Origin of the sequence: Nonomuraea mesophila (assembly GCF_004352805.1) — a bacterium.
Classification (GTDB): Bacteria; Actinomycetota; Actinomycetes; order Streptosporangiales; family Streptosporangiaceae; genus Nonomuraea; species Nonomuraea longispora.
In genome coordinates this window covers 1-21,330 of sequence record NZ_SMLD01000006.1, presented here as the reverse complement: position 1 = coordinate 21,330, position 21,330 = coordinate 1, and the positions used below count along the sequence as shown (strand labels likewise).

Here is a 21,330-nt window from a genome sequence, read left to right as displayed (position 1 = left end):
GTTACCGTGGCGGGCATGCAACCTTTACGTGTTCGGGTCGTCTCGGTACTCGGCATTGCGCTCGGGGCGCCTGTGACGGCGGAGTTCTTGCAGGCATATCTATCCTCGACCGGCGACGCGCTCGCCATCCTGGGCGGGTTGCTGTTCTTCGCACCCCTGTATGGTGGTGCGGCGCTGCTGATCAGAGAAGTCGCCGTCCGTACCGGACGTGGCTGGACCGGAATCCTGCTGCTGGCCGCGGCGTTCGGGGTGGCGATGCCCGGGGTGATCGATCTCGCCCTGTTCGGCACGCAGCGAGCCGACATCCCCTACTGGGCCGCGCTGCGCGAACCAACATTGATCGAGCCGCTGCAGATCAGCGCGTTCGCGACGCTGAGCTGGGTCATCGGCCACGTCATGATGAGCGTCGGCGCCCCTCTGGCGGTGCATCAGGCGCTGGCACCGTCGACGCGGGGCCGTCCCATCCTCGGCAGGTGGGGCATCGGAATCCTGATCGTGCTGTGGGCGATCATTGCGCTGCTCGTCCACACCGACGGACGCCAGACCTACGGCTACGTCCCGTCCGGCTGGCAGGTGACAGGAGTGCTACTCGTTGTAGCCGGATTGGTGGCGCTGGCGATGTCACGAGTGGGTCGGCCGGTTGCGAGCCGCCCGGACGCAGGCCCGGTGCCGGTAGCAGCGATCCTGGCCGCGGGCGCCGTGGCGAAGGTGAGCTTCGACCTACTCCCACCTACGTGGACAGGCTTCGCCGTCGGAACGGCTCTGCTGCTCTGTGTCGGCGTCCTACTGCGCTGGCTTTCTGCGCGCTGTCGCTGGCATTCCCGTGAGATCGGCTTGCTCGGTGCGGCCGTCATCGTCGGTGGAGCCGTGATCGGATTCGCCAGCCCGGTGCCGGACGGTGTGCCGGTCCTGGCGAAGTTTGCGCAGAATGCCGTTATGCTCCTGCTCGCCTTCGCTCTGGCCGCAGTCGTCTACCGACGTTCGGCAAGACAAGTGCCGTTGGCCAGCCAGCAACCGGGCGATGTTTGAATCGCGCCAATGCTGATCCGAAAATCGGGGGGTCCATTGCCCCCACAACAGTTTCTCGGGTGAGGCGGCGTGCGCGTAGCGGATCACGGTGCGGTCGCCCATCCAGAGTTAACGGCCCGGCGCCGGGCCGGTCATCGGCCACGCGCGAGGCCATGGACACCGTCCGTGGGAGGGCGACCAGCCTCCAGGAACGGCTCGGGCCTCCTCCTTGATCAAGGAGGAGGCCCGAGCCGATGCGAAGCTCCCGCGATTGGACTCGAACCAATAACCTGCCGGTTAACAGCCGGCTGCTCTGCCGTTGAGCTACGCGGGATCGAGCTTCTGCCCACGTCATCGGGGCTTTGCGGCCCCTCCGCCGTGCGCACGACTAGATTAGCGCACTCTGGGAGTGCGTGTCGCATCATAAGCAGGGTAGGCCCGGAGGCAGCGGAGGTGCGAAATGCGTTATCGGATGACATTCGCTGTTGGACTGGCGGTCGGCTACGTGCTGGGCAGCCGGGCAGGACGCGAGCGGTACGAGCAGATCAAGCGGACGGCGCAGCGCGTGGCGGACAACCCCAGGGTGCAGGAGGCGGCCGGGGTGGTCGGCGCGCAGGCGTCGAGGTTCGCGGGGATGGCCAGGACGAGGGTGGGTGACACCCTGCAGCACCGGATCCCGTTCCTGCACGACGACCACAAGCCCGACACGGGCACCGGCTGGCCGGACGACGGCGTCGAGGGCCACAACGCCAGGGAGAGCGGCATCCCCTACTGACGTGGCGCGTGGGCGTGGGAGCCCGGAGCACGTACGGTGGCTCACACGCCCATGCTGCGCCGCATCCCCTCCAGGGCCTGCTCGGCCTGCGCGCGCAGGCCGGGGTCCCCGGGGTCGAGGCCGTCGTCGAAGACGAAGGTCCAGCCCAGCACCTCGCCGCCTGGCCGGCGCCGGGCCACCAGTCGCACGCCGCCCCTGCCCGGCAGGTCGACGTGCTTGTTCACCACGATCGTCGCGTTGACGCGCTCGCGCAGCGTCTCGGGCACCATGCGCGGCTCGGCGATCCGCTCGGCGTGCCACCTGCCGTCGGTGGTGAGCACCCGCAGGCCCTCCTCGTCCCACGACGCCCTGTCGATCTTCTCGTACGGCAGGCGCGTGCCGTCGGCCAGATGGAGGGCGAGGTTGGTGGCCACCACGTGGCCGTCCGAGGCGTGGGTGAACGTCAGCACCCGCTCTCCCCGCTCCATCGTCAGGGATTTGCGCACGTCGGCGGGCAGCCGGCGGAAAAGGCTCATTCCTCAACGGTATCGGCGAGCAGATCCAGGGTGAGCGCCGCACTCCACGAGAAATCCCGGCATCCGCGTCCGCTGCCGTCGAAGGGGTCGAAGCACTCGCGGAAGCCGGCCTGCCGCACCAGGCGCAGGGTTCCGTGGGTGAGCTGCCGGGCGAGCGGGTCGAGGGAGTGCACGGCGGCGGCCCTGCGCAGCAGCCAGTTGGTGTTCACCCAGGAGGGGCCGCGCCAGTAGCGGGTGCGGTCGAACTGGGCGGCGCGGATCTCGCAGCTCGGCACCGGGTAGCCGGTGGCGCCCATGAACCGGGCCGACTCCAGCACCTCGACGGCCGCGCGCACGTGCTCGCCGGGCAGCCACGGGTCCAGCAGCGGCCCGAACCCGCCCACCGTGCACACTTTGATCAGCCGGTCGGTACGCAGGTCCCTGGCGTAGAAGCCGCCGTCCCACAGGCGTTCGATCATCGCCAGCCGGATGCGCTCTGCCTGCTCGGCGTGGGGCACGGGATCGGCGCGGGCCAGCGGCGCCAGTTCGGCCAGCGCCTGGCAGGAGGCCAGCCAGATGCCGTTGAACATCGGGTCCTCGATCGCGAACGGATGCTCGTCGCGCAGGTATCCGGCGCTGTATCCGGCGTCGCGGTAACGCATGGCCAGCCAGACGTAGCGGTCGTGGGCGCTGTCGGGGTGGCGCTCCTCCATGTCGACGTTGCGGTAGCCGTACCTGATGACGGGGAGTGCGGAGAGTGCGTCGTCCCAGGCGGGACTGTCGTCCATGCCCGATTCCCACGGATGCACGACCGCGGCCAGCCCGGCGCCGCCGAGGTCGCGGGCGGAGGCGAGGTAGTCGTGCTGGGCCACCAGCGCCGGGAACGCCTTCCTGACGAACGCGACGTCGCCGGTGTGCCGGTAGAGCCACCACAGGGCGAGGCCCTGCAGCGGCGGTGAGATGAGTCCCGAGGTGAGCACGCGGGGCGCGGCGGCGTGCTCCTGGGAGCGCCACACGGACGGCCCGGGGAAGTAGGCCTCCCGCGTGTGGAAGACGATGTGCGGCACCATCCCGGTCGCCCACTGCCCGCGCAGCAGGCTGAGCAGCTCGTCGCGGGCCCGGTCCGGCCGGTGCCTGGCCAGGCCGATGACGACGAACGCGGAGTCCCAGCTCCACTGGTGCGGGTAGAGGCCCGGCGCGGGCACGGTGCCCGTGCCCGTCCAGTTCGCCTCGAGCACGGCCAGCGCCTCGCGCCCGAGCGCGGCGTCGTCGACCGCCGGCCGCGCCTCCATCACCCAACTATGCCTGCGGATCCCGCGGGAAGCTACTGCGCGGCTACACGCCCCCCGTCAGGCCCTTTTCACCCACTTCGACAGGAACATGACGCCCAGCGCCACGCCGCCGATGATCAGACCCCACTTGAGCAGCGTGAGGGCGAAGCCCACGAGGGGGCCGAGGAGCATGAGTGCCGCGATGACGGCCACGATGATCAGAAGAATACGTCCCATGTTCGACACGGTACGAGGCCTTTTAAGCGATTTGCAGGTGACACAGGGTTGAATCAGGGACAAGTCAGGGGTTCCCCCCACCTCGGAACCAACCAGTACGACCTTCACGTTGTGTCGGTAAGGAGCACCGGGGCATCGGGGGCCCGCTTCACGGGGAGCGTGATGAGCCTGGGACCGCCCATGAGCAGGGAAGCAGCGGACTACGCACTGCGTGCCCGCGCGGACGAACGCGACCGGATCTCCGGCGACCTGCTCGATCTCGAAGCCCATACCACCTACCAGGTACTCAAAGGGGCCTCCTTACGCGGGACCACCGAACGGCGCTGGGAGAGCGCACAGGAGGACCTGGACGTCCTGTGGCGGCTCAACGACGCCTACCGCGCGGTGCTGCGCCGCGCCGAGCAGATCAGGGCGTCGCGCGCCCGGCCCGGCGCCGAGCAGCTCACGGCGCTCACCGAACTGCTGGCCGGATCCTCCGTCGTGCTGCGGGTCGCCGCCAGGCCGGTCGAGCAGCGTTCCCTGCTCCCCCAGCCGGACCTGCGGCTGACCCTCGACGAGGCCGTCACCCGGATGGACGCCGCCTTCCGCGAGGTCACCTCCGCGCTCAACGACATCGACGCGGTGTGGAACGCCGTACTGCCGCGCCTCGACGGCGCCGAGGCAGACCTGCGCCAGATCTGCGATCTCGAACGCGAGCTGGGCGAGAGCGCCGGCCTGACCGCCGAGGCGAGCGAGCTGGCGCGCCTGCGGACCGCGACGCTGGAGGACCCGCTCGGCGCCGGCGTCGAGCCGGACCTCGACCGGCTGACGCGCCTGCTGGCCTCCTCACGCGCCGAGCTCGACCTGGCGATCACCGTGAAGCGGGAGTTCGCCGAGCGGCGCGAGAACCTGGTGGCCGCCCTCGACCTGGTACGCGCGTCCGAGAGCGAGGCGCGGCTGGCCCACGGCGCGGTCGTCGCCAAGATCGCCCTGCCGCCGCAGGCCCAGCCGCGCAGCCGGGTCGGCGCGCTGGCCGCCGAGCTGAACGCGCTCGACGTCTCGGCCGACCCCTGGGTGCTGCGGGCCAAGCGCCTGGCCCGCCTCGAGGACGACGCCCGTCAGGCCGCCGAGCAGGCGCGGACCACGGCGAAGGCGCTCTACGGCCTGATCGGCAGGCGCGACGAGCTGCGCGGGCGGCTCGGAGCCTGCGAGGCGATGGCGGCCCGTAAAGGGCTGGCCGAGGACCCGGCGGTGTCCGAGTCGTTCGTACGGGCCCGCGCGCTGTTGTGGAGCGCTCCCTGCAACCTGACGAAGGCGGCGGCGGCCGTCGAGACCTACCAGCGCGCGATCCACGGAGGTAAGCGATGACCCGCTGCGCGCAACCCGGCTGCACGGGAACGATCGACGAGGGCTACTGCGACTGGTGCGGCGCCGCCGCGAGCCCACCGCAGCCCGTGCCGGCGCAGGCCGTCCCACCGCAGGCCGTGCCGCCGCAGGCCGTGCCGGCGTCGGGCACCGTGTCCGCTCCGGTCGTCACCCAGCCGGTGAGCAGGGCGATGAGCGGGCCCACGGGCAGCAGCGGCAGGTCGCGGGCCGGCGTGCTGGCCACCATCGCGGACCTGCCGTCCGTGCCCTACCGCGACCCGGCCGGGGCGGTGATGTCCGACCCCCAGGTGCCGGAGAACAAGCGGCACTGCGCCAACCCGGCGTGCGGGAAAGCCGTGGGCCGCTCCAGGGACGGCCGTCCCGGCCTGACGGACGGGTTCTGCCCGCACTGCCGTACGGCGTTCTCGTTCACCCCCAAACTGGGCAAGGACGACCTCGTGGCGGGCCAGTACCGCGTGCTCGGCTGCCTGGCGCACGGCGGGCTCGGCTGGATCTACCTCGCCTCCGACGAGAACCTCGACGGCCGGTGGGTCGTGCTCAAGGGCCTGCTCAACACCAACGACCCCGAGGCGCTGGCGGCGGCCGAGGCCGAACGGAAGTTCCTCACCACGGTCGACCACCCCAACATCGTCAAGATCTTCAACTTCCAGCGCTCGGCCGGTCTCGGCTACATCGTCATGGAGTACGTGGGCGGCCAGTCCCTGCACGAGCTGCGCCGCCAGGGCCCGCTTCCGCTGCGCGAGACCCTCCTGTACGGCAGGGAGATCCTGCACGCGTTCGGCTACCTGCACGAGCACGGCCTGGCCTACTGCGATCTCAAGCCGGCCAACGTGATCAGGGTCGGCAAGCGGCTCAAGCTCATCGACCTCGGCGCGGTGCAGCCCATCGGCTCGCCGCCCGGCTCGTCGTGGGCCACGGTCGGCTACCACGCCCCCGAGCTGGACACCCGGCCCACGTCGGTCACCTCCGACCTGTACACCGTGGCGAGGACGCTGGCGGTGCTGGCGGTGCCCGGGTTCAGCCCCGCGCAGGGCGGCGCGGCGGCCCCGCTGCCGGTGGACTGCGGGCACCCTTCGTTCACCCGGCTGCTGCGCAAGGCGACCGCCGCCGATCCCGCCCGGCGTTTCCAGAGCGCGTGGGAGATGGAGGAGCAGCTCGTCGGGGTGCTGCGGGAGATCAGCGCCGTGGAGGAGGGGGTGCCGTACCCGGCGCTCTCGACCCTGTTCGGGCCGGAGCGGACGGCGGTGGGAACGGCGCTGTCGGACGCCCCCGGCGAGCTGTTCGAGCCGCTCGATCCGGCGGCGGTCGCGGCGGCCCTACCCGTGCCGCTGGCCGATCCCGCCGACCCGGCCGCGGGATCGCTGGCCGGGCTGCTCGGCCGCGACAGCGGGACGCTGGTCGACCAGCTCGCCACGATGCCGCAGACGCCCGAGACGAAGCTGATGCGCGCGAGACTGCTGGCCGAGCGCGGGGCGGCCGGGGCGGGCGACGTGCTCGACGAGCTGTCCGCGGAACTGCCCGGCGACTGGCGGCTCACGTGGTACCGCGGGGTGCTGGCGCTGGCCCTGCGCCAGGAGCAGGAGGCCGTGAGCCGGTTCGACGCCTGCGTGTCGGAACTGCCGGGAGAGCTCGCGCCGAAACTGGCCCTGGCCTTCGCTCTTGAGCACGCCGGCAAGCCGGCCGCCACCTGGTACGAGTGCGTCTGGCGGACCGACCACTCCTACGTGAGCGCGGCGTTCGGGCTGGCGAGGACGGGCCGGACGGACGTGCTCGACGAGGTGCCCGCCACGTCGTTCTACCGCGTCGCGGCGCAGGTGGCGCTGGCCGCGTCGGTGGTGCGGCGGCCCGACCTGAGCGGGCTCACCGTCGCCGACCTGACGGGCGCGGTCGAGCGGGTCGCCGCCCAGGCCGGCCTCGACCCGCGCCGCCGCGACCTGCTCACCGCCGAACTGCTCGGCGCGGCGCTGACCTGGCTGCGGACCGGCAAGCCGCCGAAGAAGGCGACGCTCGCGGGAGCGCCGTTCACCGAGACCGGGTTACGCAGGTCCATCGAGTCGATCTACCGCAGGCTCGCCGTGGCCGCCGGCACCCGCCAGGAGCGCCACGCGCTCATCGACCAGGCCAACGCCGTACGACCGAGGACGTGGGTGTGACAGATCCCCAGCCCATCCAGCGCGACGCACCGGCAGCCTGCCCGCTGTGCCAGGCCCCGGTGCTCGCAGGCGACGTCTACTGCGAGGCGTGCGGCCACGCGCTGGGCTCACCCGTGTGCGCGTTCTGCGACGCCGCGGCCGTCGACGCCGAGGGCTACTGCGAGCGGTGCGGCCTGCGCCAGCCCACCGAACGGGACCACGCCGAGATCGTGCTCGTGGGCGGCGCCGCGGGCGTCACCGACAGAGGGCTGCGCCGCAGCCGCAACGAGGACGCCATGGCCCTGCTGACCGCCGGCGGCACGACCGTGACCGTGGTCTGCGACGGCGTGGGCAGCTCGCCCAGGGCCGACGAGGCGTCCGCGGTCGCCGTCGAGACCGCGTCGGCCGCGCTGTCCAGGGGGCTGTCGCCGGAGGAGGCCTTCGACCTGGCCGGGCGGGCCGTGAGCAAGCTCGCCACCTCCGTGCACGACGCCCCCGCCTGCACGTACGTCTCCGCCGTGGTCGAGCCGGGCCGCGTCACGCTCGGCTGGGCGGGCGACAGCCGGGCGTACTGGCTGCCCGAGGGCACCCTGCTGACCACGGACGACGCCGTCCCGACCGGCGAGATCACCGCCTGGCTCGGCGCCGACGCCGTCGGCGTCACGCCCCACGTGCGTACGCTCACCCCGCGCGGCCCCGGCCACCTGCTCGTCTGCAGCGACGGCCTCTGGCGCTATCTGGACGGCTACGCCTTCCCCCGCGCGGGGACCCCGCTCGAACTGGCCCGCGAACTGCTGCGCCACGCGCTGGAGTCCGGCGGCCAGGACAACGTGACCATCGTCGTGATCCCCCTAGGAGAAGCGCATGAGTGACCGGCCCGCTTTCACGTTGACCATCGACCAGAACAAGTACCTTCCGATTGACGGGCGCGAGGTCCACGCCATTCTCACGGTGAGCTCGACCGGCGGCGTCACCACGCAGGCCGTCCCGGCGGAGGCCGCCGAAGTGATCATCGTGGACACGTCGGGCTCGATGAGCGGCGCCAAGATCCGCGAGGCCCGGCAGGCCGCCGCCACGGCCGTGCAGACGTTGCGCGACGGCGTGCACTTCGCGGTGGTCGCCGGCACGGGAAGCGCCAAGGTCATCTATCCGAGTGGCGGAACGCCGAGCCTGGTCCAGGCGAACCCGGCCACCAGGGCCGAGGCGGCCAAGGCCGTCGAGCGGTTGTTGTCGTACGGCGGGACCGCCATGGGCGAGTGGCTGAAGCTGGCCGGGCACCTGCTGTCCACCCACCCCGACGCGATCAAGCACGCGCTGCTCATGACCGACGGCCAGAACAACGAGCGCGCCGACGTGTTCGACTCGGTGTTGTCGGCGTGGAGCGGAAAGTTCGTGTGCGACTGCCTGGGGATCGGCGCGGACTGGCAGCCCGCCGAGCTGCGCAAGGTGGCCGAGGCGATGCTCGGCACCTTCGACTACGTACGCGACCAGGCAGACCTGCCGGAGTATTTCCGCCGGCTCACGCAGGCGTCGATGAGCAAGACCATGGCCGACCTGTCGATGCGCGTGTGGGTGCCGCAGGCCGCGCGGCTCATGTTCGTCAAGCAGGTCGATCCGGTGCTGCTCGACCTGACCGGCAAACGCGCCGACGTCAACCCGCTGACCGGCGACTACCCGACGGGCTCATGGGGCGCCGAGGAGCGCAAATACCATATCTGCGTCGAGGTGCCACCCGGGCAGGTCGGGCAGGAGATCAGGGCGGGCTGGGTCAAGCTCGTGCACCCCGACACCCAGGACGTCCTGGCCAGCGGCAACGTGCTCGCCCAGTGGACCGACGACCTGGCGCTGTCCACCCAGATCAACGGCAACGTCGCCCACTACACCGGCCAGGCCGAGCTGCACGACCTCATCCAGGACGGGCTCAGCGCCAGGGCGATGGGCGACATCGAAACGGCGACGGCCCGTCTGGCCAAGGCGAGGGACCTGGCCGGCGCGTCCGGGCGCGAGGACACCGCCAAGCTGCTCGACCGGGTGGTCGAGGTCGATGTGGCCACCGGCACGGCCCGGCTGCGCAAGAACGTGGACAAGGAGGACACGATCGAGCTGGACACCGGCTCCGTCCGCACCAGCCGGCTGCGCAGGGAAGGAAGCTGATGGCGACCTGTCCGCAGGGCCACCCCTCGGGCGCCGACGACTACTGCGACGTGTGCGGCACGCAGATGGCGGGAGCCGCCGCGCTGCCCGCCGCGCCCCGGCCGCCTGCCCAGGAATTTTCCGCCGCCGAGAACTGCCCCATCTGCCGGACGCCGCGGGCCGGGCAGTTCTGCGAGGTGTGCGGCCACGACTACAGCGGCGCCGCCGGGGCCGTCCCGCTCCCCGTGACCGGGGCCCGGTGGGAGGCCGTCACCGCTGCCGACCGCGCGTACTACGAGAAGGTCGTCGCCGAGGGCGGCCCCGACGCCGACGCGGTCGCGTTCCCGCCGTACTGTCCTGAACGCTCGTTCGGGCTGCACGGCGAGCAGGTACGCATCGGGCGGCGCAGCAAGGCCAGGAACCTGGCACCCGAGATCGACCTGACCGGCCCGCCGGAGGACCCGGGCGTCTCGCACCTGCACGCCGTGCTGCTGGCCCAGCCGGACGGCTCCTGGCAGCTGGTCGACCCCGGCTCCTCCAACGGCACCCAGGTGAACGGCAGGCCGCTCCAGACCAACGTGCCGGTCAGGGTCGGCCCCGGCGACCGCATCCACCTGGGCGCCTGGACCGTGATCACGCTCAGGGAGGGCACGCCGTGACCCTGGTGCAGACCCGGCCGGGCACGTCGTTACCCGCCGAGCGCGGCGTCCCCCGCCGCATCCGGGTCATCTCCGGCATCACCGTCGCCTCGCTGGCGCTGCTGTTCGTGGCGCTGGCCGCCGGCAGCTCGACGGCCCGCGACGGGCTGCGGGTCATCGGCCGCGACGCGGGCCCGCAGGTCGTCGCCACCGCCGGCCTCTACCTGGCGCTGAGCGACATGGACGCGCAGGTGGCCAACGTCCTGGTGATGGGCGACGGCTACCCGCGCGAGCGCGAGGCCGCGACCGCCCGCTACGAGCAGCAACGATCCGTCGCCAACCAGGCTCTGCTGAAGGCGTTCGAGCTGTCCGGCGACAACCCGGCGGAACGGCGGACCGTACAGTCGGTGCTCGACGGGCTCGGCCGCTATGAGCGGCTCGCCGGGCAGGCGCTGCTGCTCGACGAACGGTCCGGGCATGCGCCGGGACCGCCGCCGGCGGAGGTGGTGCGGGCCTACCGCGACGCCACCGACCTCATGCGCCAGGTGCTGCTGCCGCAGGCCTACAACCTGACCCTGGAGAACGGCACGATCGTCCGCCGCACCTACGACGAGAAGGCGTTCACCGTGCCCCTCCTGCGCGACGCGGTCGTGGTCGCGGGAGTGGTCGCGATCGGCTGCCTGCTCTGGCTGCAGATCTTCCTCGCGCGGCGCTTCCGCCGCGTCTTCGGGCCCGCGCTGATCGCCGCCACGCTGGTCACGGCGCTCGCGCTGATCTCCGGGGTGGCCGTGCTCGGCCGGGACATGCAGGCGCTGCGCACCGCCAAGTCGGACGGCTTCGACTCCGTGCTCACGCTCGCCAAGGCACGCGCGATCAGCAACAGCATGCAGGGCGACCAGAGCCGCTACCTGCTCGACAAGGACCGGGCCGACACCTACGAGCACACGTACCTGGACAAGTCGATGTCCGTCGTCTACTTCGAGGCGGGCAACCTCGACGCCTACCACCGCAAGGTGACCACCGGCTCGAAGGACTTCCTCGGCCTGCTCGGCCCGGAGCTCGTCGGCCGGCAGGGCCTGGCGGCGCTGGCGGCGTACCGCGAGTTCCAGGCCTCCGACGTGGAGTTCCGCCGGCTCGTGCTCGGCGGCCGGGCCAACGAGGCGGTCGCCGAACGGCTCGGGCCGGTCACCACCGCGTTCACCGCCTACGACGAGGCGCTGCTCAAGCTGGCGGAGACGCATCAGGGCGTCTTCAAGCGCGCGATCGACAGGGGCGAGGGCGCGCTGACCACCCTGTGGCTGCTGCTTCCCTTCGCCATCGGCGCGATCGGCCTGCTGGTGATCGCCGGAGTATGGCCCCGACTCAAGGAGTACCGGTGAAACGGGTGCTGGCAGTGCTGCTGGCCGTGGTCGCGGTCCTGGTGACCGGCTGCGGCATTCGTGACGGGGAGTCGATCCTGGACCAGGACGAGATCGTCATCGGCGTACGCCCCGACCTGCCGCTGGTCGGGTTCCGCACACCCGGCGGCGACTTCGAGGGCTTCGACGTGGACGTGGCCCGCTACGTCGCCGGCAAGCTGGACAAGGAGTTCACGTTCCTGCCCACGCTGGCGGCCGACCGTGACGACGTGCTGGTCGACGGGCGGGCCGACATGGTGGTGGCGACGTACACGATCAGCGAGGACCGCAAGGCGAAGGTGTCGTTCGCGGGGCCGTACCACATCTCGTACCAGGACATCCTGGTCCGGGCCGACGAGACGATCAAGAACGTGCGCGACCTGGAGGGGCGCCGGATCTGCGAGGTCACGGGCTCGAACGCGGCCGAGCGCGTCGTCGAGGAGCGGAAGGTGGCGGCGCGGGTCGTGCCGTTCCCCGACTACCGGCGCTGCCTGGCGGCGCTGAAGAGCGACCAGGTGGACGCGGTCACCACCAACGACGTCATCCTGGCGGGCCTCGCCGCGCAGGACGGCTCGGGGCTACGGCTGGCCAATGCGCAGTTCAACGAGCAGCGCTCGGGCATCGGCCTGCCCAAGGGCGACGTACCGGCCTGCGAGGCGATCAACCGGGCGATCACCGACATGTACCAGGACGGCACCGCCGAGAAGCTGCTGAAGAGGTGGTTCGGCACGTCGGGACTGGACCTCGACACGATCGCGGTGCCGCAGTTCGAGGGCTGCTCCTGAGCACGGGGACGGCCCGGCCCGGCGCGCCCGGCCCTGAACAGGGGACGGGCCCGGACGGATTCGCCCGGGCCCGTTCCCCTCGATCAGTCCAGGTAGTCCCGCAACATCTGGGCGCGCGTCGGGTGGCGGAGCTTGGCCAGGGTCTTCGACTCGATCTGCCGGATGCGCTCCCGCGTGACGCCGAACTCCCTGCCCACCTCCTCCAGCGTGCGCGGATGCCCGTCGGCCAGGCCGAACCGGAGCTGGATGATGCGCTGCTCGCGGTCGGACAGCGTGGCCAGGATGTCGTCGAGCTGGTCCTGCAGCATGATGAAGGCCGCGGCCTCCATCGGCACGACCGCGTCGGAGTCCTCGATGAAGTCACCGAGGTCGGAGTCCTCCTCACCGATCGGCGACTGCAGCGACACGGGTTCCTGGGCGATGCGCTGGATCTCCACCACCCGATCGACAGGGAGGTCCATCTCCTTGGCGATCTCCTCGGGGATCGGCTCCCGGCCGAGGTCCTGGTGGAGCTGGCGCTGCACTCTGACGAGCTTGTTGATCGTCTCCACCATGTGCACCGGAATGCGGATGGTGCGCGCCTGGTCGGCGATGGCCCGGGTGATCGCCTGCCGGATCCACCAGGTCGCGTAGGTGGAGAACTTGTAACCCTTGGTGTAGTCGAACTTCTCGACCGCCCGGATGAGCCCGAGGTTGCCCTCCTGGATCAGGTCCAGGAACAACATGCCGCGGCCCACGTACCGCTTGGCGATCGACACCACGAGCCTGAGGTTGGCTTCGATCAGCCGCTGTTTGGCCCGGGTGCCCTGCCAGACGAGCTCCCTGAGCTCCGGGAAGGCCAGACGCGAGACCCCGTTGGCCAGCCTGTCCTCGGCGAACAGACCCGCTTCGATCGACTTGGCGAGCTCCACCTCCTCCTCGGCGGTCAGCAACGGCACGCGGCCGATCTCCCGTAGATAGATACGGACGAGATCGCTGGTCGGCGCCCGCTTGCCTACGTCTTCCTCATCGGCGCGGGCAGGTTCCTCGTCGCCCTGGGGCTCGAGGACCTCCACGCCATTCTCGGCGAGCATCCGCACGACGCGTTCCAGCGCGTCGGACGGCAACTCGGATCGGTCAAGCGCGGCTGCGACGTCATCGACGGTTACGCTCCCGCGCTCCCTTCCTTTCGCGACGAGGTCCGCCACCTGATCTACCGATGGCGGTCCGCTTGGCAGCACCGATGCACCCACGGGAGACAGTCTGCAGTATTGGTTCCATCAAATGGCAGACCCATTTTTGTCACCGAAGGTAAGGCGGTCGTCCTTACCGAATTGAGATCGACTAAAGGTTTAGGCCGAGTTTGATCAGGAAAGTAAAGTCAATTACGCGGTCTGGATTCACGCGCCCGGCGACGCCGCCTGCCGGACGCACCTTTCCCGCTGCCTCGGCAACGCCTCCCCGGCCCTTCCCGGCCGGTTGGACGGCGCCGCATTCCCCACCCGACCGCCTGGTATCCCAGCCGGCGATCGCAGCCGAACTGTTACCGACCTCGCTCCGCCACCCAGGTCCTCACGCCGGACGAGCGCCCTCGGATCGGGTCAGGCGCGGGCGTGTCGGTCAGCTGCCCGCGAGCCGGTCGCGCAGCACCCTGCGCTGCTGCTCCAGCGCCACCAGCTCACCGAACAGCTTGTTGTACTCCTGCTGTTCCTCCACCGGGTTGAGCCGCTGGATGCGCGACTTCACCTGTGCGATGGCCCGGTCGACCGGCATGGCCTCGACCGCCGCCATGATGTCGCGGGCATAGCGCTCCTCGGTGTGGGCGTCCGTCTGGATCGCCTCCACCGCGAACCGGGTCACCAGCGCCCTGGCGCCCTCCTCGTGAGCGTGCTCCAGCAGCCGGTCGACCCACTCCCGCCCGCCGTGACCCGCCGCGGCGACGCCCCCGGCGGCGGTGATGACCTTGTGCAGGGCCGCGTGCTCGGGAGTGGTGAAGGCCTGTGCGTCGAGCGCGTCGAAACGCGGGCCCAGCAGGGCCGGCCGCTGCACGGCCAGCTTGAGCAACTCGCCCTCGACCCGCACGCTGGGATCGACGGGCGCCGCCCTGGCGACCCGCCGGCCACGGCCCTGCTGCGCGCCCGACACCTCGGAGATGCGCTGCATGACGAACCGCTCGTCCATGAAACCGAGCCAGCGGTCGAGGTCGATGGCGTAGCGCTTGCGCAGGCCCACGTCCTTGATGCCGGCCACGATCGGGGCGGCGGCGTCGAGCGCGGCGATCTTGCCTTCGTTGCTGCGCAGGTCGTAGCGGGAGATCGTGCTCCTGATCGCGAACTGGAACAGCGGCTCCCTGCTCGCGATCAGGTCGCGCACGGCCGCGTCGCCCTGCTTGACGCGCAGGTCGCACGGGTCGAGCCCGTCGCCCTGCACCGCGACATAGGTCTGGGTGACGAACTTCTGCTCGTCGGCGAACGCGCGCAGCGCCGCCTTCTGCCCCGCCGCGTCGCCGTCGAAGGTGAAGATCACCTCGCCCCGGAACTCGGCCTGGTCGAGCAGGAACCGACGCAGGATCTTGATGTGCTCCTCGCCGAACGAGGTGCCGCAGGTGGCCACGGCGGTCGGTACGCCGGACAGGTGGCAGGCCATCACGTCGGTGTAGCCCTCGACGATCACCGCCTGGGAGCGCTTGGAGATCTCCCGTTTCGCCAGATCGATGCCGTAAAGCACCTGGCTCTTCTTGTAAAGCGGCGAGTCAGGCGTATTCAGATATTTCGGGCCATCGTCGGAATCGAGCAACTTCCGGGCGCCGAATCCGATCACATCGCCCGTGGCGTCCCTGATGGGCCAGATCAGCCGGCCGCGGAACCGGTCGATCGGACCGCGCCGCCCCTCCTTGGCCAGCCCGCCCTTGACCAGCTCGTCGGCGGAGAACCCGCGGCCCATGAGATGGCGCACCAGCGACTCCCACTCGGCCGGCGCGTATCCCACCCCGAACGTCTCGGCGTCGGCCCGCTCGAACCCCCGCTCCGACAGGAACCGCCGCCCGGCCGCCGCGTCGGGGCCCAGCAGCTTGTCGGCGTAGAACTCGGCCGCCGCCCGGTGCGCCTCGACCAGCCTGGCCCGCTCACCATGGTCGCGCTTCGGGACGTAGCCGCCCTGTTCGTACTGCAACTGGATGCCGGCCCGCTGCGCCAGCCGCTCGACGGCCTCGCCGAAGGACAGGTGCTCGATCTTCTCGACGAACGTGATCACGTCGCCGCCTTCGGTGCAACCGAAACAGTTGCCCGTCAGGATGTTGTCTTCCAGGGCGAAGGCATGCCCATGGTCGACAGTGGCGCAGAAGACCTCCTCGACCCGGCCGCTTCCCTCGACGGACTCCACCACCCAGTGCGGCTGGGCGTCCTCGACGGCGGCGAGCGTCGCCGTGCTTCCCGAGGCGGCCCGGGTGCCGTCGGCGTGGGTGATCCCGTGCGCGACGCCGACGAACGACGGGCTCGCGCCCTCGGCGCGGGCGCCGGGGAACACCGAGACCAGCCGATGACCGCGCTCCAGGTCTTGGGTGACGACCTCGGCGCGCTCGTCCCGCCCCGAGCGCACGAACCAACGGTGCTCGGGCGTGGCGAAGATCTCCTTACGCCGCCCGTCGCGGCGCAGGACGATCCGCATCAGCGGCTGGACGCCGAAGGACCTGAAGGGCGCGTCGACCCACGTGCCGTCGGCGGCGAGCACCCGATGCGTCCCGCCCGCGAGCTCGGCGATCGGGCGCACGCCCTCCCAGGTCATGACCCTGGTCTCCGCCGCCAGGCAGTAGTACATCCCCCGCTCGGGGGTGACGTTGAAGGAGGGGCTCTTCTCGTCGTGGAACGGGCACAGCCCCTTGAGGTTGCCGCCTCCGGCGTTGCGCAACTGGATGTGCTCGCCGATCACGTCGGCGATGGGTGAGCGCTCACGAACGAGCGCGATGTCGACATCACGGATCCGGCCAGCCACGCCCGTGAGTCTATTCCGCCCCACCGACGGTTCCCGCCCCCGAGGACGGCCCCCTGCGCGTGCGGCAGGGGGAAGAGGGGCATTACCTGTGGGTTGCTAAAGAGGGAAAGCCGCCGTACGCGGCCCCCTGGTCGGCTACAAAGGTAAAGGTTGTCGGGAAACGGTGACACGGGTGGAGACCATGCATTCGGGGCAAATCGCGCGGTGGGCGTCCGTCTGGGGCGCCGTACTGCTGACCGGCGCCTGCGGCCAGGCGACCGGACCGGCCGGCGTCGGCGTCACCCTCCGATCGAACGCGCACTCCACCGCGCCTCTCACCGGCCCCTCCCCCGAGTACGCGGCAGCGAGGGCGGCGGGCGCGGCGGCCCCGACGCCCACCCCGTCGGGCGGACGGCAGGCCGAGGTGCAACGGCCCCAGGGCGACGACCCGGTCAAGGTGCCGCCGCCGAAGTTGTCGAAGTACACCTACACGTTCCCGGTCAAGGGCTGCGAGGTCACCTACTCCCGCAAGCTGCTCGTGCTGCCCAAGACGACCATCTGGGCGCCGCAGGGATGCGCGTTCGTGGCACCCGTCGCCGGCGTCGTGGACGAGGTGAACACCAAGAACCGGTGGCGCCCGTCCACGGACACGGGCGCCACCCGCGAGGGCAGGTTCGTCACCATCATCGGGGACGACGGGGTGCGCTATCTCGGCGGGCACCTCGACACGGTGGCCGACGGCATCAAGCCCGGAGTCCGCGTCAAGGCCGGCCGGCTGCTCGGCCGGGTGGGCAGGTCGGGCAACGCCCGCGACACCGCGACCAACCTGTACTTCGCCATCTCGTGGAAAACCGGGCCGACGTTCTGGTGGGTCCGCAGGGGCATGGTCGAACCGTGGGACTACCTCGACGCCTGGCGGACGGGCAACCGTACGATCTCCCCGAGGGAGGAGACGCTGAAGCTGCGCGGGAAGGTCGGCGAGACGCCGCGCTGCACCGTGCTGTGCGCGTCGAAGAAGCCGGAGAAGACGCCGCAGGCGGCGAGGAGCGAGCCGCCGCCGTCGCGCGGCGACACCGGTGACGACGACGGCGACGGCGTGGTCAGCGTCACCCCGTAGGCAGCTCCTTCTGGTCGACGACGGCACCCGACCTGATGAGGGCCTGGATCTCGTCCACGACGTCCCAGGTGTTGACGTTCATCCCGGCGACCACGCGCCCGCCGCGCAGCCAGTAGGCGATGAACTCAAGCTTGTCGGGATCGCCGCGGTAGACGATCTCGTCGTAGCCCTCGACGTCGCCGGAGAACTCCATGCCCAGCTCGTACTGGTCGGTGTAGAAGTACGGGATCGGGTCGTAGGTGACGTCCTGGCCGAGCATCGACCGCGCGGCGGCGGGACCGCCGTGCAGGGCGTTGGCCCAGTGCTCGACGCGCACGCGGCGGCCGTACACGGGGTGGAAGTGCTCGGCCACGTCGCCCGCGGCGAACACGTCGGGATGTGAGGTGCGCAGCGCGGCGTCGGTGAGGATGCCGTGGCCGACGTCGAGCCCGGCGTCGCGGGCGAGCCAGATCTCGGGGGCGGCGCCGATGCCGACGATCACGAGGTCGGCCGTGAGGCGTTCGCCCGAGCTGAGCCGCACGCCGGTCCGGGTGATCTCCGCGGCGGCGGTGCCGAAGCGCAGGTGCACCCCCTTGCGGGCGTGCAGGCGGACGAACAGGTCGCCCAGCTCGGGGCCGAGCGCCCGGTTGAGCGCGGTCGGCTCGGGCTCGACGACGGTGACCTCACAGCCGGCGGTACGGGCCGCGGCCGCGGTCTCGAGCCCGATCCAGGACGCGCCCACGATCAGGACCTTGGCCCCGGCGGTGAAGCGTTCCTTCAGCGCGTCGCTGTCCTGGACGGTGCGCAGGTAGTAGCCGGGTCCCGGCAGGCGCCTCGGCACCGCCCCGGTCGCGAGGAGCAGCTTGTCGTACGGCTGCCGCGACCCGTCGCTGAGCCTGACCAGGTGGTGGCCGAGCTCGACGCGGGTGACCCGCCGGCCGAGCCGCAGGTCGACGTCGTTGTCGGCGTACCACTCCGGCGGGTGGACGTAGATCTTGTCGCGTTCGCTCCTGCCCTGCAGGTAGTCCTTGGACAGGGGCGGTCTCTCGTAGGGCCGCTCGGCCTCCGCGCCGATCAGCACGATCTCGCCGTCGAAGCCCTCTTCGCGCAGGGTCTGCGCGGCCTTGGCTCCTGCCAGCCCGGCGCCGGCGATGACAAATGTGGCCATGGGCGCAGTATCCGCCCACCGGGGGCGCCGGGGGAAGCGGGCCGGGTCAGACGGCCTGGCTCACCTGGTGAGCCGCCTGTGCCAGGCCACCGCGGAGGTGTCGGTGAGCGAGGCGATCTGGTCGATCACGACCCTGACGCGGGCCGTGTCGTCCGGGGCCTCCAGGTACGCGGGCCGGAAGGCGGGCTCCAGCGTGCCGGGCGCGCCCTCCGTGATCAGCTCGGCCAGTTCGGTGATGAGGTCGCGCTGCCTGGCCTGGTTGGCGTGGTGGTCCTTCGTCGTCATGACGTAGTGGGCGACGACGCCCTTGAGCAGCGCGCACTCCAGTTGTGTGGCGCACGGCACGACGAGGTCGGCGCGGTGGCGGGAGCCGTACACCTCCTTGGTGGCGGCCTGCGCGGAGCGGCAGAAACGGCCGATGAGGCCGCTGGTGAGGGCCTTGAGCCCGGCCAGGTCGGCGAGCGAGCCGGCGAAGCTGCGGGGCCAGAGCGGGTCGGTGATCAGCCTGGCGAAGACGGCTTCGAGCTCGTCGAGGTCGGCGCCGGGCGCGTACCAGGTGCGGGTGATCTCGCACACCTGCCGGCGTTCCTCGCCCGACAGGAGCGCCTCGGGGGTGACGTGGCCGAGGTGCAGGGCGTCCTCAAGGTCGTGTACGGAGTAGGCGACGTCGTCGGCCCAGTCCATGATCTGCGCCTCGAAGCTCACCCGATCCTCCGGAGCGCCCTCCCTGATCCACTCGAACACGGGGAGATCATCGTCGTACACGCCAAATTTGGGAGACTTGTCACACGTCCACGGATATTTGATCGAGGCGTCCAGGGCCGCCCTGGTCAGGTTCAGCCCGGCGCTCCTGCCGTCCTCGGTGAGCACCTTGGCCTCCAGCCTGGTGAGCAGGCGCAGGCTCTGCGCGTTGCCCTCGAAGCCGCCGCACGTCTCGGCCAGCGCGTTGAGCGCCACCTCCCCGTTGTGCCCGAACGGCGGGTGGCCCAGGTCGTGCGCCAGGCAGGCGGTCTCCACGAGGTCGGGGTCGACGCCGAGGGTGGCACCCATCTCCCTGCCCACCTGGGCGCATTCGAGGGAGTGGGTCAGCCGGGTGCGGGGGATGTGCTGGCCGCCGCCGAACGTCTCGCCGGGGCCGACGACCTGCGTCTTCGCGGCCAGCCTGCGCAGCGCGGCGCTGTGCAGCACCCGGGCCCGGTCACGCTCGAACGCGGAACGTTCCGGATTGCCGGGAGGTTCCGGAACCCAACGGTCTTGGTCGTGTTCGTCGTAGTACGACATTGGTGCAGCGATTTTATCCAGTTTCCCGTCTCCGCTAGTGTCGAGCCTCGCGAGTACCCCTTCCCCGGGAGCCCTCCCCCATGACGACAGCGTTCCGAGCGGTGCTGGCTTTCACCTTGCTGGCCGGCTTCTACGTTCTGGTCGGTCTGATCCTTGCCGCGGCGGTCTTCTTCGACGTCCTCTTGGTGATCGACTTCCACGTCAACCTCATCAAGTTCGCGGTCGTGCTGACCCTGGCCGCGGGCGCGCTGGTGCGGACACTGATCATGGTGAGCCGCCGCCGGGGCGGCGAGCAGCCGGGCGTCCCGGTCACGCGCGAGGACGAGCCGGTGTTGTGGCAGACGGTCGAGGAGCTGGCCCAGCGCGTACGCACCGCGCCGCCGGACGAGATCCGGCTGGTGGCCGAGGTCAACGCGGCCGTCTCCGAGGACACCCGGTTCCTCGGCATGAAGGCGACGCGGCGGCGCATGTTCATCGGGTTGCCCCTGCTGCAGACGCTCACCGTGGACGAGATGCGCGCGGTGCTCGGGCACGAGCTCGGCCACTACAGCGGCGCCCACACGCGGCTCGGCGCGCCGGTCTACCGGGGGCGCGTCTCACTGATCGCCACCGTGCAGGGCCTGCGCAACCATCCCTTCGTGCAACGCCTGTTCACCTGGTACGCCAAGCTCTACCTGCGGGTGTCGCAGGGCGTCTCGCGCAAGCAGGAACTGGAGGCCGACCAGTTCGCCGTCGCGATCGGCGGCCGGCAGGCCATGGCGGGCGCCCTGCACAAGATCCACACGACCGCGATCGGCTGGGAGCAGTACGTCGGCACGTACCTGTCGATGACCGGCGCCGGCGGCACCCGGCCCGCGTCGGTGTTCGGCGGCTTCCACGCCTTCATGAGCGACGCCGAACGGCAGGCCGAGCTCGCCAAGCTGAGCGAGCAGCCCGAGGAGGTCTCCCCGTACGACTCCCACCCGAGCCTGGCCGAGCGCCTGACCGCCATCGAACGGCTGCCCGAACCGCAGCAGGTGCCCGACCCCCGCTCGGCGCTGACGCTGCTGCGCGACCCGAACGTCGCCGTACAGGCGGTCGAGCAGTCCATGTGGTCGTCCCAGGCGCTGCTGACGCTGCGGGCCGTCCCGTGGGAGGAGCTCGTCGCGCACGGCATGTACGCCACCCGCAACGCCGACGCCCTGCGGGACCTGGCGCTGGCCGGGCAGCAGGTGATGGGGGCGCAACGGCCGTACCTGGACGCCGCCTTCGAGGCGATCGCGCGGGGACGGCAGGCGGAGCTCGAGTACAAGCTGCGCGAGCTGGGCTGGAACACCTCGGACACCCTGCTGGCGGGGGTGCTCGGGCAGGCGCTCGAAGCCGTCCTCATCCAGCTCGGCGAGGCCAAGTGGACGCTGTCCTGGTCGGGGCCCGCGCGCCTGCTGTACGACGACGGGGAGGAGGTGGCGTTGTCCGAGTACGCGGCCCGGGTGGCGGCCGACCCGTCGGCGGTGAACGGGCTGCGGCGCTGGCTCGGCGACCACGGCATGCGGCACGACTACGTACCCGTCGAGGAGCCGCCCCCGCCGGGCGCCCTGCCCGCACCGGGCGCCACCGCCGGCC

Annotated in this window: 18 protein-coding genes and 1 tRNA gene; 11 read left to right on the top strand and 8 right to left on the bottom strand. The window is 71.1% G+C overall.

What is annotated here, in order from left to right:
* Nucleotides 1-15 precede the first annotated feature (15 nt).
* Nucleotides 16-1,029, top strand: a complete 1,014-nt coding sequence (locus E1295_RS03705; RefSeq protein WP_132628231.1) for a hypothetical protein — start codon at nt 16-18, stop codon at nt 1,027-1,029.
* Between the two features lie 241 nt (nt 1,030-1,270).
* Here the strand turns inward: E1295_RS03705 and E1295_RS03700 are convergent.
* A tRNA-Asn gene (locus tag E1295_RS03700) sits at nt 1,271-1,342 on the bottom strand.
* 126 nt (nt 1,343-1,468) lie between these two features.
* Here E1295_RS03700 and E1295_RS03695 point away from each other — a divergent pair.
* On the top strand, nt 1,469-1,783 hold the full coding sequence (locus E1295_RS03695) for a YtxH domain-containing protein (protein WP_132628230.1): 315 nt from the start codon (nt 1,469-1,471) through the stop codon (nt 1,781-1,783).
* Nucleotides 1,784-1,824: 41 nt separating this feature from the next.
* Here the strand turns inward: E1295_RS03695 and E1295_RS03690 are convergent, their stop codons facing one another.
* From E1295_RS03690 to E1295_RS48455, 3 genes are read right to left on the bottom strand one after another with little or no spacing between them, the layout of a single operon-like run.
* Entirely contained in the window at nt 1,825-2,298 is a 474-nt protein-coding gene (locus E1295_RS03690) for a hypothetical protein (RefSeq protein ID WP_132628229.1), read from the bottom strand.
* On the bottom strand, nt 2,295-3,569 hold the full coding sequence (locus E1295_RS03685; RefSeq protein WP_166427059.1) for an amylo-alpha-1,6-glucosidase: 1,275 nt from the start codon (nt 3,567-3,569) through the stop codon (nt 2,295-2,297). Before E1295_RS03685 ends, E1295_RS03690 begins: the two co-directional genes overlap by 4 nt.
* A 57-nt stretch (nt 3,570-3,626) precedes the next feature.
* The gene (locus E1295_RS48455) at nt 3,627-3,785 is read right to left on the bottom strand and encodes a hypothetical protein (RefSeq protein ID WP_166427058.1); all 159 of its coding nucleotides are present in this window, start codon (nt 3,783-3,785) and stop codon (nt 3,627-3,629) included.
* Between the two features lie 180 nt (nt 3,786-3,965).
* On the opposite strand from E1295_RS48455, the gene E1295_RS03680 reads away from it, so the two are divergent.
* From E1295_RS03680 to E1295_RS03650, 7 genes are read left to right on the top strand one after another with little or no spacing between them, the layout of a single operon-like run.
* Complete coding sequence (locus tag E1295_RS03680) at nt 3,966-5,132, top strand: hypothetical protein (RefSeq protein WP_132628227.1); 1,167 nt, start codon at nt 3,966-3,968, stop codon at nt 5,130-5,132.
* Complete coding sequence (locus E1295_RS03675) at nt 5,129-7,303, top strand: serine/threonine-protein kinase (protein ID WP_132628226.1); 2,175 nt, start codon at nt 5,129-5,131, stop codon at nt 7,301-7,303. The genes E1295_RS03680 and E1295_RS03675 overlap by 4 nt, the downstream gene beginning before the upstream one ends.
* A complete protein-coding gene (locus tag E1295_RS03670; RefSeq protein WP_246079819.1) occupies nt 7,300-8,154 on the top strand; it encodes a PP2C family protein-serine/threonine phosphatase in 855 nt (284 codons plus the stop codon). Before E1295_RS03675 ends, E1295_RS03670 begins: the two co-directional genes overlap by 4 nt.
* Nucleotides 8,147-9,436 carry a vWA domain-containing protein gene (locus E1295_RS03665; RefSeq protein WP_132628225.1) on the top strand — a complete coding sequence of 430 codons (1,290 nt, stop codon included), beginning with the start codon at nt 8,147-8,149 and terminating at the stop codon, nt 9,434-9,436. The genes E1295_RS03670 and E1295_RS03665 overlap by 8 nt, the downstream gene beginning before the upstream one ends.
* Complete coding sequence (locus E1295_RS03660; protein ID WP_132628224.1) at nt 9,436-10,074, top strand: FHA domain-containing protein; 639 nt, start codon at nt 9,436-9,438, stop codon at nt 10,072-10,074. The genes E1295_RS03665 and E1295_RS03660 overlap by 1 nt, the downstream gene beginning before the upstream one ends.
* Nucleotides 10,071-11,432 carry a hypothetical protein gene (locus E1295_RS03655; protein ID WP_132628223.1) on the top strand — a complete coding sequence of 454 codons (1,362 nt, stop codon included), beginning with the start codon at nt 10,071-10,073 and terminating at the stop codon, nt 11,430-11,432. Before E1295_RS03660 ends, E1295_RS03655 begins: the two co-directional genes overlap by 4 nt.
* Nucleotides 11,429-12,235 carry a glutamate ABC transporter substrate-binding protein gene (locus E1295_RS03650; protein ID WP_132628222.1) on the top strand — a complete coding sequence of 269 codons (807 nt, stop codon included), beginning with the start codon at nt 11,429-11,431 and terminating at the stop codon, nt 12,233-12,235. Before E1295_RS03655 ends, E1295_RS03650 begins: the two co-directional genes overlap by 4 nt.
* An 83-nt stretch (nt 12,236-12,318) precedes the next feature.
* Here the strand turns inward: E1295_RS03650 and rpoD are convergent, their stop codons facing one another.
* Both rpoD and dnaG read right to left on the bottom strand, forming a co-directional pair.
* Complete coding sequence (rpoD, locus tag E1295_RS03645; protein ID WP_425465331.1) at nt 12,319-13,422, bottom strand: RNA polymerase sigma factor RpoD; 1,104 nt, start codon at nt 13,420-13,422, stop codon at nt 12,319-12,321.
* Nucleotides 13,423-13,834: 412 nt separating this feature from the next.
* A complete protein-coding gene (dnaG, locus tag E1295_RS03640; RefSeq protein ID WP_132628220.1) occupies nt 13,835-16,204 on the bottom strand; it encodes a DNA primase in 2,370 nt (789 codons plus the stop codon).
* Nucleotides 16,205-16,385: 181 nt separating this feature from the next.
* Between dnaG and E1295_RS03635 the strand changes: the two genes are divergently transcribed.
* A complete protein-coding gene (locus E1295_RS03635) occupies nt 16,386-17,300 on the top strand; it encodes a M23 family metallopeptidase (RefSeq protein WP_166427057.1) in 915 nt (304 codons plus the stop codon).
* Here the strand turns inward: E1295_RS03635 and E1295_RS03630 are convergent.
* Complete coding sequence (locus E1295_RS03630) at nt 17,290-18,447, bottom strand: NAD(P)/FAD-dependent oxidoreductase (protein ID WP_132628218.1); 1,158 nt, start codon at nt 18,445-18,447, stop codon at nt 17,290-17,292. The two genes, E1295_RS03635 and E1295_RS03630, sit on opposite strands and share 11 nt — an antisense overlap.
* Before the next feature lie 60 nt (nt 18,448-18,507).
* Complete coding sequence (locus E1295_RS03625; RefSeq protein ID WP_132628217.1) at nt 18,508-19,728, bottom strand: deoxyguanosinetriphosphate triphosphohydrolase; 1,221 nt, start codon at nt 19,726-19,728, stop codon at nt 18,508-18,510.
* Between the two features lie 80 nt (nt 19,729-19,808).
* Here E1295_RS03625 and E1295_RS03620 point away from each other — a divergent pair.
* The coding region (locus E1295_RS03620; protein WP_132628216.1) for a M48 family metallopeptidase at nt 19,809-21,330 on the top strand (1,522 nt) is incomplete at its 3' end.

Coding starts and splice junctions, on each gene's coding strand:
- E1295_RS03705 (WP_132628231.1), top strand. CDS start 16: ATGCAACCTTTACGTGTTCGGGTCGTCTCGGTACTCGGCATTGCGCTC.
- E1295_RS03695 (WP_132628230.1), top strand. CDS start 1,469: ATGCGTTATCGGATGACATTCGCTGTTGGACTGGCGGTCGGCTACGTG.
- E1295_RS03690 (WP_132628229.1), bottom strand. CDS start 2,298: ATGAGCCTTTTCCGCCGGCTGCCCGCCGACGTGCGCAAATCCCTGACG.
- E1295_RS03685 (WP_166427059.1), bottom strand. CDS start 3,569: ATGGAGGCGCGGCCGGCGGTCGACGACGCCGCGCTCGGGCGCGAGGCG.
- E1295_RS48455 (WP_166427058.1), bottom strand. CDS start 3,785: ATGGGACGTATTCTTCTGATCATCGTGGCCGTCATCGCGGCACTCATG.
- E1295_RS03680 (WP_132628227.1), top strand. CDS start 3,966: ATGAGCAGGGAAGCAGCGGACTACGCACTGCGTGCCCGCGCGGACGAA.
- E1295_RS03675 (WP_132628226.1), top strand. CDS start 5,129: ATGACCCGCTGCGCGCAACCCGGCTGCACGGGAACGATCGACGAGGGC.
- E1295_RS03665 (WP_132628225.1), top strand. CDS start 8,147: ATGAGTGACCGGCCCGCTTTCACGTTGACCATCGACCAGAACAAGTAC.
- E1295_RS03660 (WP_132628224.1), top strand. CDS start 9,436: ATGGCGACCTGTCCGCAGGGCCACCCCTCGGGCGCCGACGACTACTGC.
- E1295_RS03635 (WP_166427057.1), top strand. CDS start 16,386: ATGCATTCGGGGCAAATCGCGCGGTGGGCGTCCGTCTGGGGCGCCGTA.
- E1295_RS03630 (WP_132628218.1), bottom strand. CDS start 18,447: ATGGCCACATTTGTCATCGCCGGCGCCGGGCTGGCAGGAGCCAAGGCC.
- E1295_RS03625 (WP_132628217.1), bottom strand. CDS start 19,728: ATGTCGTACTACGACGAACACGACCAAGACCGTTGGGTTCCGGAACCT.